Origin of the sequence: Pseudomonas sp. UBA3149 (genome assembly GCF_002364655.1) — a bacterium.
Classification (GTDB): domain Bacteria; phylum Pseudomonadota; class Gammaproteobacteria; order Pseudomonadales; family Pseudomonadaceae; genus Chryseomonas; species Chryseomonas luteola.
On record NZ_DEYV01000049.1, the window covers coordinates 17,528 to 32,645 of the forward strand.

The following is a 15,118-nucleotide window of genomic DNA, read 5'->3' on the forward strand; positions in this document are numbered from 1 at the left end:
CCTTGATACGGTGGTGGGTTTGCGTGCACGCCGCTGTTGCCAGGCGACAGCCAGCCCGCTGAGGCTGATGATTGTCATACCGACCAGGGCGCCCTCGTCAGGTACATGACCGAAGAAAATGAATCCCATCAACCCTGCACAGATAATCTGCCCGTAGCTGAAGGGTGCGAGCAACGCGGGCGGCGCATAGCGGAATGCCTGGGTCAGCAACAAGTGTCCGCCCATTCCACATGCGCCTAACCCTATCATCAAAATGGCATGCGTCCAGCTCGGCGGCTCCCAGAAGAAGGGCAACAGTGATGTCATGATCAAGCTGTTCACCAGTCCGGCGATGAAATTGCTGGTGGTGGGGCTGTCAGTCGAGGAAAGAATGCGGGTCAGGATCTGGTAGATACCAAACATCACTGCGGACCCCAGCGGTAGCAGAACAGCTGGCGTAAACAGCGAGCTACCGGGGCGAATGATGATCAGAACACCAACAAAGCCGGTCACCACAGCGATCCACTGCGGCCGGGTCACCCGCTCTTTCAGCAGGGGCACCGACAGAGCCGTTACGATCAGCGGAGCGAGGAAGTTGACCGCCGTGGCTTCTGCCAGTGGTAGATAACGCAGCCCGGCCGTAAAGAACAGGCTGGTCCCGATCAGGCACAACGCCCTGGCGATCTGCAGTCCGGGCCGCCGTGTGCGGATCACTCCCATCCCCATGCGAGGCCCGAAGACGCCCAGCATCAACACCGTATGGGAAACGTAACGTGCCCAGACGACCATCACGATCGGGTAGAAACCCGACAGATATTTGGACATCGTGTCATGGCTGGCAAACAAGAGTATCGCGAGACAAATCAGCCCGATGCCCTTGAGCGGTTGCTCGGCAAGGCCGGAAGACGACTGAGGGCTCATTTATTGTCCTGATCGAGCACTACTGATTAGCAGGCTAAGCACTTGATCGCATAAAGGCCTGGCCCGCATGGGTAAGCCCAGTATTGAACAGATGAGCCGGGAAAGAAAAGCAGAAACAGCCCTGGGCAAGCATAACCAGGGCCTAAGGGAATCAGGCCGGCTGCACCTGACGGGCGCCGCCACAGGCATTGCGCAGGCTAAACTCACGCAGCTCGTGCTCTTCGGCTTCCAGAACGCCGGGCAGTCGCTCACGCAAGAACGCCACGAACGTCTTGATCTTGGCGTCCAGGTACTGGCGGGACGGATACAAGGCGTACACGTTCAATTGTTGCAGTTGATACTGCGGCAGGACACGAACCAGCGAGCCGTCACGCAACCCTTCGATGGCGGAGTAAATTGGCAGGATTCCAATGCCCAGGCCCGCCTGAATCGCTTCAGTCATGGCATCGCCTACATTGACCTGGAACGAGGTTGTGCCGATGGTGACCATCTCCTGACCGTTGGGTCCGTCGAAAACCCATTTTTCCAGCGGCACGACCGGACTCACCAGTCTCATACAGTCATGACTTGGCAGATCCGATGGGCTGCGAGGCAGGCCTCGTGCTTCGACATAGGCAGGCGACGCACACAGGATGCTGTAGGTATGGCCGATGTTCTGGGAAACAAAGCCGGAATCCGGCAGCTCCGTCGCGACCACAATCGCCACATCGTAGCCTTCATCGAGCAGGTCTGGCATCCGGTTAGCCATGGTGAGGTCAAAGTTGACCTCAGGAAACTGCTGACGATAGCCCGCAATCGCCTTGATCATGTAATGCTGACCGATCCCGGTCATGGAATGGATACGCAGCTTGCCGGCCGGCCGCGCATGAGCATCGCTGGCTTCGGCTTCGGCCTCTTCAACATAGGCCAGGATCTGCTCGCAACGCAGCAGGTAGCGCTGCCCCGCCTCGGTCAGGGCGATCCGGCGGGTGGTTCGATGGAGCAGGCGGGTACGCAGATGCGCTTCCAGGCTCGCCACGGCCCGGGAAACATGCGCGGTGGTGGTGCTCAGCACTTGCGCCGCGCTGGTAAAGCTGCCGCTTTCGGCAACACAGGCGAAAACGCGCATATTGTGCAATGTGTCCATGATGCCCCTCATTAGTTAGCAAATAAATTTTGCCATGAACGCAAGAGGGCCATTATTACAAAATGTGAGATAAACATTCACAAACCAGCCGGCTTATCTCAAGACAAGGGGTTTCCTAGAATTCACGTAGGTTTGAGCGACTCTCCCCTCGAATATCTGGACGCCTTCTGTGTCATTCCCCTGTAAGAATTCGCTGCTTGGCATAAGCTTTTTTGTTCTGACTTCAACAATCTCCGGCTGTATCAGCACCCACGGTATCGCGCCGGAGGCTCAACGTGTCAATGCCGACACCCTGGCTACGGACGATGCCATCCGTGCGGCCAAGCTGGACGCCCAATGGCCGGCCAGCCAGTGGTGGCGCGCCTACCGTGACCCCCAGCTGGACCGGTGGATCGCTGAAGCCCTAACCAGCAATCCGTCACTGGCAGCCGCAGCGGCACGGGTACGCTCGGCCAAGGCAATGGCCGGACTGGTGGAATCCGCCGAGGCGCCCCACGTAAACGGCAGCGTTGACCTGCGCCGTTACACCTGGCCTACGGATAACTTCTATGGCCCGGGCGAGTTGGCCGACCGTACCACCTGGAACAACACCGCCTCCCTGGGGCTCAGCTATAAGCTCGACTTCTGGGGACGCGAGCATGATGACAGCGAGCGTGCCCTGGATCGTGCCCACCAGGCAGCTGCCGAAGAACGTGTTGCGGTGCTCGAGCTGACGACCAACATCGTGCGAGCCTATATCCAGTTATCATTGCAATATGCGCAACGTGATGTAGCCCAAGCGACCCTAGATCAGCAGGAGCAGATCGCCAAACTGGCGAAGCGTCAGCTGGAAGGCGGTATCGGCACCCAGTTCGAGGTCAGCCAGGCCGAAGCATTGCTGCCGGAAACGCATCGACAGATCGAAGCCCTGGACGAAGCCATTGCGCTTTCGCGTAATCAGTTGGCCGCATTGGCCGGCAAAGGCCCTGGCGACGCCGCCTCGCTGACACGTCCGCAGCTGCAACTGGGCGCCATGCCAACCCTGCCCTCCCGCTTGCCACTGGAGCTGGTGGGTCATCGTCCCGACGTGGTTGCCAGCCGTTGGCAGGTTGCCATGAACGCCAAGGGTGTCGATGTAGCCCGCGCCGACTTCTACCCCAACATTGATCTGATGGCGAGCATTGGTCAGTCGATGACCATGGGCACCTTCAAGGAATTGTTCACGGCCAAAAAGACGGGTTACTCCTTTGGACCGGCTATCTCGCTGCCCATCTTCGATGGCGGTGAGCGCCGCTCGCAGCTTGGTATCGCATCGGCAGGCTACGACGCTGCGGTTGCACATTACAACCAGACCATTATCGAAGCGCTGAAGGACATCTCCGATAACCTGATTCGTCTCGACTCGGCCAACAAGCAGGCCGACATGGCCCGTGAGTCCGTGGAAGCGGCGCAGCGCACCTACGACATTGCCCGCAAGGCCTTCGAGCGCGGCCTGACCGATTACCTGCATGTACTGGACGCCCAGACCCGTCTGTTTGCCCAGCAGCGGGTGGAGCAACAGGTCCAGGCCATGCGTCTGAGCGCCCAGGCCGGCTTGATTATCGCTCTGGGTGGCGGTGCCATCGCGCCTGAAGACGGCCCGGACGAAAAGGACCTGAAACCGGCACGTGTCGATATTGCCAAAAAGCCCTAAGGCCCTCATGAAAGCAGAAACGACTTCCACCCCCACCACCAGCGCGTTTCGCCAGGCGCTTAACGCCTGGGCGAGAAGCGACGGTGTCATGTGGATCTACCTGTTCAAGGTACTGATCGCAGCCGGCCTGACCCTCTGGCTTGCCATGCGCCTCCAGTTGCCGCACCCATCCTCGGCGGTCATCACCGTTTTCATCGTGATGCAGCCGCAGAGCGGCCAGGTATTTGCCAAAAGCGTCTATCGGTTGCTGGGCACGGTAGCAGGCCTGATCGCCATGCTGGCGCTGGTTGCCCTGTTTGCCCAGGAGCGGGTGCCCTTCCTGATCTGCATGTCAGTCTGGATTGGCCTGTGCACGGCCGGCGCCATGCGCTATCGCGATATGCGCAGCTACGGCTGTGTGCTGGCAGGCTATACCGCAGCGCTGATCGGTATTCCCGCTGTCATGAGCCCTGAAGGTGCTTTTATGTCAGCGGTTATGCGGGTGCTGGCGATTTCGTTGGCCATTATCTGCAGCGGTATCGTCTCGGCAGCCCTTTTTCCGCAGACCACAGGCGCAGCCATGCGCAACGCCTTATACAACCGCTTTGGCACCTTTGCAGGCTACGTAGCCGATGTGCTGCGTGGCAAGCTGGAGCGGCATGTCGTGGAGAGCGGTGGAGTGCGCTATGCCGCCGAGGCCGTCGGGCTTGAAAACATGCGCAGCGCCACAGCCTTTGAAGATCCGCACATGCGCATGCGCAGCGGTCGTCTCTCGCGGCTGAACAGTGAGTTCATGACCATGACGACCCGTCTGCATGCCTTGAGTCGACTGCTTCTACGGTTGCGCCAGCGTCAGGCTGACGTTGTACTGTCGGCATTCGACATGGCGCAGGCTGCATTTCTGGAGCTCCTGGATAGCGTGCGTGGTCAGCCGCTGACACCACCGGACGCGGCAGCAGTCGCTGAACGTCTCTCGGCCTTGAGCGACCATACCCGCGTACGCATTCGGGAAGCCCGTGCTTCGCTACTTGCCAACGCGCCCTCCGAAGAAGATCGGCTGGACTTCGAGACGGCTGCCGAGCTGCTCTTCCGTTTGGTGGACGATCTGCACAACTACGTCCAGACCCACGCGTCCCTGGCCGCTCCGCACCATGTACGCGAGCAATGGAAGGCACGCTTCGTGGCCAAGGCCAATGCCATGGCATCAACCGTGGCAGGCGTACGAACTGCCCTCATGGTGCTGCTGCTCAGCCTGTTCTGGATCATGACAGCCTGGCCCTATGGCGGCATGTTCGCCTCCAACGCGGCTGCCGTGGCCGCCCTCGCCTCGTCCAGTCCGATGCCCCACAAGACCGCCCAACAGATGGCCATCGGTGCATTTTTCGGCGTTACCGTGGGCTTTTTCATGAACTTCTTCGTCTTCACCCAACTGGATGGATACTGGATGCTCATGTTCGCCCTGGCACCCGTCTTCATGCTGGGCAGCTTTGTGGCCCTGCGTCCGGGTTACATGGGTTACGGGCTGGGTAGCATGGTGTTTTTCTGCTTTACCTCGATTCCCGACAATCCACCGGTGTATGACCCGTCAAACTTCATCAACAACGGTATCGCCGTACTGCTGTCCATGGCGACCACAGCCGCGATTTCCTCGATCCTGCTCCCACCCAACAGCGCTTGGCTCTGGCGACGCCTGGAGCGTGACCTGCGCCGTCAGGTCGTTCGTGTAACGAGTGACCCGCTGCCAGGGCTTTCGAGCCGGTTCGAAAGCGCCACGCGCGACCTGCTCAATCAGGCCTACGGTTTGGCCAATGGCCGTCCGCAGGTGCAGAAGGCGCTGTTGGGCTGGACCTTTACGGTCCAGGAAGTCGGTCAGGCCATCATTGAGCTGCGTCAGGAGCAGGAGCGCCTACCGGCCGAGCCTCGATTTGCCGAAGCGTCCCCTTGGCGTCAGTCGATCCGCGCCATGGGCCGCGCGCTGGCCCGCCTGTTCCTGAAGCCAAGCCAGACCAATCTGCAACGTGCGCTCACCGCGGTGGACCAGGCCATTGCCTGCGTTGAAGCGCAGCGTGAGCCCTATAGCCAGCATTTCGATGAGTCGCCGCTGCGTCGCATCCAGAGCTTCCTGCATTTCATTCGAACCTCCCTGCTCGACCCGCACGCGCCGCTGGCGCAATACGCTGCGCCGAGCGAGCCCGTCACAGGAATCGCCCATGCCTCGTGAGATTGCTTTCCACGGTGTGTACCTGCCCACCGTTACCGTGCTGTTCATTGTTGGCCTGCTGGTGATGTGGGTCGTTGATCGCCTGTTCGCCAGCATTGGGCTGTATCGCTTTACCTGGCACCCCTCCCTGTTCCGCCTGAGCCTGTTCGCCTGCATCTATGGCGTCATGGCGCTGACCGTCTATCGTTGAGAGCCTTGTTCCATGACCTTGAAGAACCTTTTTAGCGTATTGGCGACCCTGATCGTCGTGGTAGCCGCACTGGTGATAGGCCGGCTGCTCTGGGTGCATTATATGAACGATCCGTGGACGCGGGACGGACGCGTGCGCGCCGATGTCATCAACATCGCACCGGATGTGTCGGGCCTTGTGGTCAACGTGCCGGTGCATGACAACCAGCTGGTCAAAAAAGGCGACCTGCTCCTGCAGATCGATCCGTCGCATTACGAGATTGCCGTGCATCAGGCCGAAGCCCTGGTCGCTTCGCGCAAGGCAACGCTGGACATGCGCCTGCAAAACGCCAAGCGCCGCGCCGATATCGACAGCCTGGTCGTTTCCAAGGAGAGCCGTGAAGACGCCAGCAGCATTGCCGCGTCGGCCGAGGCAGATTACAAGCAGGCCCAGGCTCAGCTTGAGGCGGCCCGCCTGAACCTGTCCCGCACCCGCGTGGTGGCGCCAGTGGATGGTTATGTCACCAACCTCCTGGTCTACCGTGGCGATTATGCTTCGGCCGGTGCACCCAAGCTTGCGATCATCGACAAGAATTCCTACTGGGTTTATGGCTACTTTGAAGAAACTAAACTGCCCCACGTGAAGATCGGCGCACCCGCCGAGATGCGCATGATGAGCGGCATGGTGCTTAAGGGTCATGTAGAGAGCATTGCCCGGGGTATCTATGATCGGGACAACCCGCAGAGCCGCGAGCTGATCGCCGATGTGAACCCGGTATTCAACTGGGTTCGCCTGGCGCAGCGAATTCCGGTGCGCATTGCCATCGATGAAGTGCCGGAAGGCATGGAGCTGTCTGCTGGTACCACCTGTACGGTCGTGCTCGACGACGGTACAGGTCATGACCACCACAATTGGCTGGGCTTTGCCGACTGATCCCGGCCTGCCTTACCGATCGACCAATAAAAAAGGGCTGCACCGAGAGGCGCAGCCCTTTTAAGTTTCAGCTCTGGCGAATCAATAGCCCAGCGCAAAGTCCTCTTCTGCTACGTCCATCAGGCTGCCAGCCCCTGCCAGCATTGCTTCGACGTGCATGCGGGTGCGCGGCAGAATGCGCTGATAGTAGAAACGCGCCGTTTGCAGCTTGGCCTTGTAAAAGGCTGTCTCGTCAGTGCCTGCGGCCAGCTTCTCTGCGGCTACGCGTGCCATGTCGGCCCAGAAATAGGCCAGGCAGGCATAGCCAGAGTACATCAGGTAGTCCACTGCGGCAGCGCCTACTTCCTCACGGTCCTTCATGGCAGCCATGCCGACCTTCAGTGTGATTTCGCCCCATTCCTTGTTCAGCTTGGCCAGTGGCTCGATGAACTCCTTGAGATCAGCATTGCCTTCCTGCGCTTGGCAGAACTTGTGAACGATCTTGGTAAAGCCCTTGAGCGACTCACCCTGAGTCATCAGTACCTTACGGCCTAACAGGTCAATGGCCTGAATACCGGTAGTACCTTCGTACATCATGGCAATACGGCTATCACGCAGGTTCTGCTCCATGCCCCATTCGGAAATGTAGCCGTGACCGCCATAGATCTGCATGCCATGGCTAGCGGCTTCGAAGCCCACCTCAGTCATGAAGGCCTTGGCAATCGGCGTGATGAAGGCCAACAGCGCATCGGCTTTCTTTCGCTCTTCCTCATCCTGGCTGTAACGGGTCACATCTACCAGCTTGGCAGCAAAGTAGATCATGGCACGGTTGCCTTCAGCGAAGGCCTTCATCGTCAGCAGCATGCGGCGGACGTCTGGGTGAACAATGATAGGGTCAGCAGCCTTTTCAGGCGCCTTTGGCCCGGTCAGGGAACGCATTTGCAAGCGTTCACGGGCATAACGGATACCACCCTGGAATGCGATCTCCGCATGGGCCAGACCTTGCAGTGCCGTCCCAACACGCGCCGTGTTCATAAAGGTGAACATGCAGTTCAGGCCTTTGTTGGGCGGGCCGATCAGGAAGCCTTTGGCACTATCAAAGTTCATCACGCAAGTGGCATTACCGTGGATGCCCATCTTGTGCTCGATGGAGCCGCAGGTCACACCGTTGCGCTCGCCTATGCCACCTTCGGCATTGGGCAGGAACTTGGGTACGATGAACAGTGAGATACCCTTGGTACCCGCCGGTGCGTCAGGTAGGCGGGCCAACACGATATGCACGATGTTGTCGGTCAGGTCATGTTCACCGGCAGAGATAAATATCTTGGTTCCGCTGATCGCGTAGCTACCGTCAGCCTGCGGCTCAGCACGGGTACGCAGCATGCCCAGGTCGGAGCCGCAATGAGGCTCGGTCAGGCACATGGTGCCTGTCCATTCGCCGGAAACCAGTTTGGTCAGGTAGGTGTGCTTCTGCTCGTCGGTACCATGGCTTTCAATGGTGTTCATCGCGCCATGGGAAAGGCCTGGATACATGCCCCAGGACCAGTTGGCCTGGCCGATCATTTCCGACAAGGCAATACCCAGCGACTCAGGCAGACCCTGGCCGCCATGAGCAGGATCATGCGGCAGACTTGGCCAGCCACCTTCTACAAATTGCTGATAGGCCTGCTTGAAGCCTGTCGGCGTCTTCACGCCCGACTCGCTCCATACGCAGCCTTCCTTGTCACCGACACGGTTCAGCGGCGACAGGACCTGCTCGCAGAATTTGGCGCCTTCCTCAAGAATGGCGGCAACCATATCCGGGGTAGCATCCTGGCAGCCGGGCAAGCTCTGGTAATGCGCGTCATAACCCAGCAGTTCGTCACGGACAAAGCGGATATCACGCAAGGGAGCCTTGTAGTCAGGCATGACTGTTACCTCTGGAATGCATTTTTATGGGAAGGCGCCGCAGGGATCTCCTGACCGGCGTTAAACAGTTGTTTGAAACTTATGTTTTCCTCTAGAGCCTGTCAAGCGTGTCTGACCACAGGCGACACCTGGATGCAAAAACGCCGCGAGTGGTTATCCACCCGCGGCGCTTGTATTACACCTTCTCCCCCTGGAGGGAACAGAGGTCAGGCGTAGGTATCGATAAGGCTTCCCAATGTTGCACTGGCTGCCTGGATAACTCGAGAGCCCGCCAGGGCCTCGCGCTTACCCGCTTGCAACTCGACCAGCTGTGCGGCCTTATCTGCCTGATTCTGAGAAGCTCCATCGACGCTGCGAACCTGGTCGACACGTGTCTGCGCATCATTCGGCAGGCTGCTGGCCGCAATGGCTGCACCGGCCTGATCGACACGGGACTGGCCCGCCTGATAGGCCGCCACCCCGTAAGTGAAACTGTTTCCGGAAATATTCATAAGCCGCTCCCTTTAACTGCTTGAGGCGTTTGGCCATTGAAGCAGATTCCGGCATCGAACCCTATGATTAAAACGTCATGCTTGCCGCTTCGCTTAGCGTCAGTTCGAATAACCAGGGAACGGTATCAGCCAGGCAATGCCTTCTTGTTAATCTTGCGCGCCCGCCTCTGGTTGGCGCCGAGGAAAAGCCTGGACATCCATTGGTGACTGTGTGGGTCACCATAATGCAGCAAGACCGTTGCGCGCAGTGTATTAGGATCACAAGGCTCATTGGCATGTATGCTTCTATATCCCCAGAAGATATAAAGATTGCCAGGAACAAGTTTTATTTTGATGGGCTTGAGCAGGTTGTACTTGATCAATAACGCTATGAACTTCTGACTTAATGGATTTTGAATAAGTACTTTCTCGACAATATTGATGGCCACACTGCTCCTAATACGGCGGGCATTGGGAAACATAATAAAATCGCCACACTGGTCAGTATCATTTGGGATGAAAACAGGCACGAGTGCCGTTAATGCCGTGGCGTCATAATGAAAATAGTTGGACTCTTTAAGACCGGTTTTACCTTGCAGGCAACGCACGGCCGGAAAGATCTCTTCCTCTTCCGGTACCCGCCTGCCCAGACCGGCTTCCTGAACATCCGCCAGCATTTTCCTGAACCTCACCGAGGTGCTCAGCGCCTCGAAAAGACTGCCGGTTACAGACTTTATGCCATGTAGCGCAAAATATTCGGAGTTATGTTTGTGAGTTTCCCGCAGAACATAGTCACGTGCACTTTCAAGTTGTTCCGTTGAAAGAAAGTGTTCAATGACGGCATAACCTTGCCTCTCGATGTCGAGCACCAGCCGAGAAACGTCTTGAGCATCAATACGCTTGAAGACAGGCATACAAAATCCTTTTCCATTCTTGATACTGTTATAAAACTGGAACTATCACCAACGTCTGAACACCATGAGTAACTATCGGTAAGTCGTATAGCAATAAAGATTAAAGGCATACAGTCACGCGCCATGCCGCAATCAATCATTAAGAAGTGATTGACAGGCATAGCGAATAAACGGAAAGCACTCATAACCGCGACGAGAACATCTCTTTTAGATGAGGCGGGAAAGAGATCAATCGAGGCAAATGGACTATATGCGAAGCCGGAAAAAGCTGCGCAAAATTAAAGTAATCGCTGAAAAACTTTGTAATAAATAACGTCTATTCTGATATTAAAGTGCCTTATCACGAGCAGTCAGATACCAAAGGCGCATTAACGCGCCAATTGGCTTAAATCCAGATAATCCGCAACGGCCGCCGGCGTGGCTTCAGCCAGATAAGGAACAGTGCCCAGGCAAGGTGCAGGCAGGCGCTCATGAAGCGTGGCGAGGTTATCCTCTAGGCGTGATGTCTGCGGATCGACAATATTGGCAACCCAGCCGTCCAAGTTGAGCCCATCCTGCGCAATGGCTTCAGCAGTCAGCACCGCGTGGTTGATGCAGCCCAACCGTACACCCACCACCAGGATAACAGGCAAGCCAACAGCTCTGGCCACATCGGACAGATTCGCCTGCCCTTCCAGCGGCACGCGCCAGCCACCTGCGCCTTCGACCAGCATGAAGTCGGCCTGTTTGGCCCGCATGGCCTGAATAGGCGCGACCAAGGCATCGACTGTCAAGGATGCTCCTACCTCACGGGCCGCCAGATGTGGAGCAATAGCAGGCGCAAAGGCCAGCGGATTGACCTCGGCGTAACTCAACGGCAACGAACACTCGCCCCAGAGCGACAACGCGTCGCTGTTACGCAGCCCCTCGGGCGTCATCTCGCAACCAGAAGCCACAGGTTTGACCGCTGCCGTGGAAAGCCCCGCAAGGCGGGCTACATGCAGCAGGCCGGAAGCAATGGTGGTCTTGCCGATTTCGGTATCGGTGCCGGTAATGAAGTAAGCAGACATAAGATCAGGATTCTTTCTGGAAAATGCCGTAAACCACGCGATAGCAGGCCGGGAGACCTTGGGGCTGGCGGAAGCGCTCATACGCTTGCGCCAGGGCATTCAGGCGGGCTCGTCCGGTCAAGCCAGTAGCGCGGCCAGGGTTCACGTTATGGGCGCCGAGCGCCTTGAGTTCATGGGTCAGGCTGCGGACATCCGGAAAATGCAGAACGCGTGTTTCGACGTCCAGCACCCTCTGCTTGAATTCACTAGCCGCACAGGCCCGCTGATAGTCTTCAAACTGGCGGAAACGGTTAACGTGAACGAAACCATCCACTGCCTGCCAGCTGTCCCGCAACTCCTGCAGTGTACCGGTACACAGGCTGGTGAATGCAAACAGCCCACCGGGCCGCAGGATACGCTGGGCCTCGGATAATACCGCCGAAAGGTCGCCACACCATTGAATGGCAAGGCTGGTAAACAGCAGATCGCGCGCCTGGTCCTTGAGCGGCAGCCGTTCGGCATCACCCGCCACAAAGTGCTCGGCCCCGCCGAGTGGACGTGCATGGCGCAGCATGCCTTCTGCCAGGTCAACGGCGATACCTTGCGCGTCGGGATAACGGGCCGCTAGCGCCCGGGTGAAGTAGCCTGTACCGCAGCCCAGGTCGACCCAGCGCTCTACAGCCTGCTCGGGCATACGCGCCAGAAGCGCTTCGCCGACATCACGTTGCAGGCTGGCAACGCTGTCATAGCTGGCCGCCGCCCGGGAGAACGAAGCCGCCACTTGCCTTTTATCCGGCAAGGAGGCGCCCTCCTGCGTGGTTACAGGTAAAGCATCAGCCATCACGGCCCTCATAAATGAAACGTTCAATCGCTGCGGCAATTTCGTCCGGACGCTCCAGCGGCAGGCCATGGCTGGCCGGCTCGAAGACATGAACTTCGATGTCGGGTATCTCATCCATCAAGGCTTGCGCAGCCGATACCGGTACCAGTGCATCGTTTGACGCAAATAGGTGAAGTTGCGGACCGCTATACGCCTGAAGCGCCTCGCGTGTGTCCAGTTGCGCCAGCAGCTCAAGCCCGGCCACTGCAACTTCACCGGACGTCTCCGGCAAAGCCACCTGCAGCAGGCGCGCAAGCGTCTTGCGGTCCCGAGCCCCCTGGCTGACCAGATGGGTAAAGCGTTTGAGCGTCAGCTCCGCATCGAGCGTGCAAGCCTCGTAAAAATCGGTGAAGACACTGCGTGACATTGCGCTTTGCCAACCATGACGGGCAACAAAGCAGGGATTGCTGGCCATAGTGATCAACCCCAGGGTACGGTCGCCCCGCCGCCGGGTAAGCTCACTGGCGATCATGCCACCCAATGACCAGCCACCCAGCCAGACGTTATCCGGCAGCCGGGCGTCAATATCATCGAACCAGCCACTGGCATCGGCCATGTCAGGCAAGGGTTCGATCAGTACATCCAGATATGGTGCTATTTCGAGGAGCTCATCACGCAGCGGCTCCAAGGGGGCCGTGCCCAGACCCCACCCGGGCAGCAGCACTAAAGTGTCACGCATGTTCCGTTCCTTTCAATTCCGACCAAGCTTCGGCAAGTGCGGCGAGCAGACGATCGACGTGCTGCTCGCTGTGTGCGGCCGACAGAGTAACCCGCAACCGGGCACTATTGTTCGGAACCGTAGGGGGACGGATCGCCGTGACGAGAATTCCATGGCGTTTCAGGGCAGCCGAAAAAGCCAATGCCTGCTCGCTACTGCCAACCAGGATCGGTTGGATCGGGGTAAAGCTGTCCATCAGCGAAAGGCCGATAACCTGCGCCCCAGAGCGGAATCGCTGGATCAGTGCATTCAAATGCTCGCGCCGCCAGGACTCTGCCTGGAGCAGCTCTAGTGCCTTCAAGGTGGCGCAGGCCACTGCTGGCGGCTGGCTGGTGGTATAAATGTAAGGACGTGCGAACTGGATCAAGGTTTCGATCAGCTCATCGCTGCCTGCTACAAAGGCGCCTGCAGTACCAAAAGCCTTGCCCAGCGTACCGACCAGTACCGGAACCTCATCCATGCCCAGTCCGAAATACTCGGCTACGCCGCCTCCCTGCCTGCCCAACGGGCCAAAGCCATGGGCGTCATCGACCATCAGCCAGGCGCCCCGGTTATGTGTCACTTTAACCAGGGCTGGCAGGTCGGCCACATTGCCGTCCATGCTGAATACACCGTCCGTTACGACCAGCGTATTACCTTCAGCCTTGTCGAGCCGGCTGGCCAAGCTTGCCGCATCGTTATGCAGATAGCGGGAGAAGCGCGCGCCGGACAGCAGTCCTGCATCCAGCAGAGAGGCATGGTTGAGCCGGTCCTCAAGGACCGTATCGCCTCGGCCAACCAGGGCTGTCACGGCCGCAAGGTTGGCCATGTAGCCCGTGGAGAACAGCAGTGCCCGAGGGCGCCCGGTAAACTCAGCCAGCGCCTCTTCCAAGGCATGATGGGGGCCGCTATGGCCGATCACCAGATGCGAAGCGCCCCCGCCTACGCCCCAACGCTCGGCACCCTTTTGCAGTGCCGCGATGACGTCCGGATGATTGGCGAGGCCAAGGTAGTCGTTGTTGCAGAACGCCAGGAGCGGCTGGCCGTCGACCACTACTTCAGGTCCTTGCGGGCCTTCCAGCAATGGTCGCTGACGGTACAGGGCTTGCTCGCGGCGCTCAGCGAGGCGTCTGGCCAGGTCGAACGGCATAATCAGGCAGAAGCAGCGTCGTAGAACAGTGCAGAGTTCTTCTGCTCAATCAGGGCCTGCTCAATCGCGGCCTGATGCACTTCATCATCGTGCTCTTCGCGCTCTTCCGGCTTGATGCCCAGACGCTTGAACAGGAGCATGTCCTTCTCAGCCTGCGGGTTAGTGGTCGTCAGCAGTTTCTCGCCGTAGAAGATGGAGTTCGCACCGGCAAAGAAGGCCAGGGATTGCATCTGCTCGTTCATCTGCTCACGACCAGCAGACAGGCGCACATGGGACTTGGGCATCATGATCCGGGCAACAGCAAGGGTACGGATGAAGTCGAACGGATCGACGTCCTTCTCCTGCTCCAGCGGGGTGCCCTTCACCTTGACCAGCATATTGATCGGTACGGATTCTGGGTGCTCTGGCAGATTAGCCAGTTGGATTAGCAGGCCGGCACGGTCATCCACGGATTCACCCATGCCCAGAATGCCACCGGAGCAGATCTTCATGCCCGCATCACGCACATAGGACAGCGTTTCCAGACGGTCTGCATAGGTACGCGTCGTGATGATGTTGCCGTAGTATTCCGGCGAGGTGTCCAGGTTGTGGTTGTAGTAGTCCAGCCCAGCTTCAGCCAGGGCCTGGGTCTGCTCGCGGTCGAGCTTGCCCAATGTCATGCAGGTTTCCAGGCCCAGGGCCTTTACGCCTTTGACCATCTGCAGTACGTAGGGCATGTCCTTGGCGGACGGATGCTTCCACGCCGCGCCCATGCAGAAGCGGGTCGACCCGATAGCCTTGGCCTCGGCAGCCGCCTTGAGCACCTTCTCCACTTCCATCAGCTTTTCTTTTTCAAGACCCGTGTTGTAATGGCCGGACTGCGGGCAATATTTACAGTCCTCAGGGCAAGCACCGGTCTTGATGGAAAGTAACGTCGAGACCTGAACGCGGTTGGGGTCGAAATGCTGACGGTGAACCGTCTGTGCCTGGAACAGCAGGTCATTGAACGGCAGTTCAAACAGGGCGCGGACATCGGCAAGGGTCCAGTCGTGACGCGTAGCGGTAGCGCTCATGGCTCAATCCTTCGGTATAAAGAGACGGCTGCTCAGGCAG

At 58.5% G+C, this 15,118-nt stretch carries 13 protein-coding genes and 1 pseudogene; 4 read left to right on the forward strand and 10 right to left on the reverse strand.

Annotation, left to right across the window (positions count from 1 at the left end; genetic code table 11):
* Positions 1-27: 27 nt before the first annotated feature.
* Both B3729_RS24365 and B3729_RS24370 read right to left on the reverse strand, forming a co-directional pair.
* Positions 28-900, reverse strand: a pseudogene (locus tag B3729_RS24365) (DMT family transporter); the annotation flags it as partial.
* 151 nt (positions 901-1,051) lie between these two features.
* Positions 1,052-2,026 (reverse strand): LysR family transcriptional regulator, encoded by a 975-nt coding sequence (locus B3729_RS24370; protein WP_010796020.1) that lies wholly within the window; start codon positions 2,024-2,026, stop codon positions 1,052-1,054.
* Between the two features lie 169 nt (positions 2,027-2,195).
* Between B3729_RS24370 and B3729_RS24375 the strand changes: the two genes are divergently transcribed.
* Genes B3729_RS24375 through B3729_RS24390 form a run of 4 tightly spaced genes read left to right on the forward strand, consistent with a single transcriptional unit; the run spans position 2,196 to position 7,000 of the window.
* Entirely contained in the window at positions 2,196-3,698 is a 1,503-nt protein-coding gene (locus tag B3729_RS24375) for an efflux transporter outer membrane subunit (RefSeq protein ID WP_286789223.1), read from the forward strand.
* Between the two features lie 7 nt (positions 3,699-3,705).
* Positions 3,706-5,898: an FUSC family protein gene (locus tag B3729_RS24380; protein ID WP_286789224.1), complete on the forward strand. Its 2,193-nt coding sequence runs from the start codon at positions 3,706-3,708 to the stop codon at positions 5,896-5,898.
* Entirely contained in the window at positions 5,888-6,088 is a 201-nt protein-coding gene (locus B3729_RS24385) for a DUF1656 domain-containing protein (protein WP_010796023.1), read from the forward strand. Before B3729_RS24380 ends, B3729_RS24385 begins: the two co-directional genes overlap by 11 nt.
* 12 nt (positions 6,089-6,100) lie before the next feature.
* Positions 6,101-7,000, forward strand: a complete 900-nt coding sequence (locus B3729_RS24390; RefSeq protein WP_286789225.1) for an HlyD family secretion protein — start codon at positions 6,101-6,103, stop codon at positions 6,998-7,000.
* A gap of 81 nt (positions 7,001-7,081) precedes the next feature.
* Here B3729_RS24390 and B3729_RS24395 read toward each other — a convergent pair whose 3' ends face one another.
* From B3729_RS24395 to bioB, 8 genes are all read right to left on the reverse strand, one after another.
* On the reverse strand, positions 7,082-8,887 hold the full coding sequence (locus B3729_RS24395; protein ID WP_286789226.1) for a phenylacyl-CoA dehydrogenase: 1,806 nt from the start codon (positions 8,885-8,887) through the stop codon (positions 7,082-7,084).
* 206 nt (positions 8,888-9,093) lie between these two features.
* Positions 9,094-9,378: a hypothetical protein gene (locus B3729_RS24400; RefSeq protein ID WP_010796026.1), complete on the reverse strand. Its 285-nt coding sequence runs from the start codon at positions 9,376-9,378 to the stop codon at positions 9,094-9,096.
* Positions 9,379-9,503: 125 nt separating this feature from the next.
* Entirely contained in the window at positions 9,504-10,271 is a 768-nt protein-coding gene (locus B3729_RS24405) for a hypothetical protein (protein WP_286789227.1), read from the reverse strand.
* A 368-nt stretch (positions 10,272-10,639) separates the two neighbouring features.
* Positions 10,640-11,320 (reverse strand): dethiobiotin synthase, encoded by a 681-nt coding sequence (bioD, locus tag B3729_RS24410; protein WP_286789228.1) that lies wholly within the window; start codon positions 11,318-11,320, stop codon positions 10,640-10,642.
* A 4-nt stretch (positions 11,321-11,324) separates the two neighbouring features.
* Entirely contained in the window at positions 11,325-12,140 is an 816-nt protein-coding gene (bioC, locus tag B3729_RS24415) for a malonyl-ACP O-methyltransferase BioC (RefSeq protein WP_286789229.1), read from the reverse strand.
* A complete protein-coding gene (locus B3729_RS24420) occupies positions 12,133-12,858 on the reverse strand; it encodes an alpha/beta fold hydrolase (RefSeq protein ID WP_010796030.1) in 726 nt (241 codons plus the stop codon). The genes bioC and B3729_RS24420 overlap by 8 nt, the downstream gene beginning before the upstream one ends.
* Complete coding sequence (bioF, locus tag B3729_RS24425; RefSeq protein WP_286789230.1) at positions 12,851-14,026, reverse strand: 8-amino-7-oxononanoate synthase; 1,176 nt, start codon at positions 14,024-14,026, stop codon at positions 12,851-12,853. The genes B3729_RS24420 and bioF overlap by 8 nt, the downstream gene beginning before the upstream one ends.
* Positions 14,027-14,028: 2 nt before the next feature.
* The gene (gene bioB / locus B3729_RS24430; RefSeq protein WP_010796032.1) at positions 14,029-15,078 is read right to left on the reverse strand and encodes a biotin synthase BioB; all 1,050 of its coding nucleotides are present in this window, start codon (positions 15,076-15,078) and stop codon (positions 14,029-14,031) included.
* Positions 15,079-15,118 lie beyond the last annotated feature (40 nt).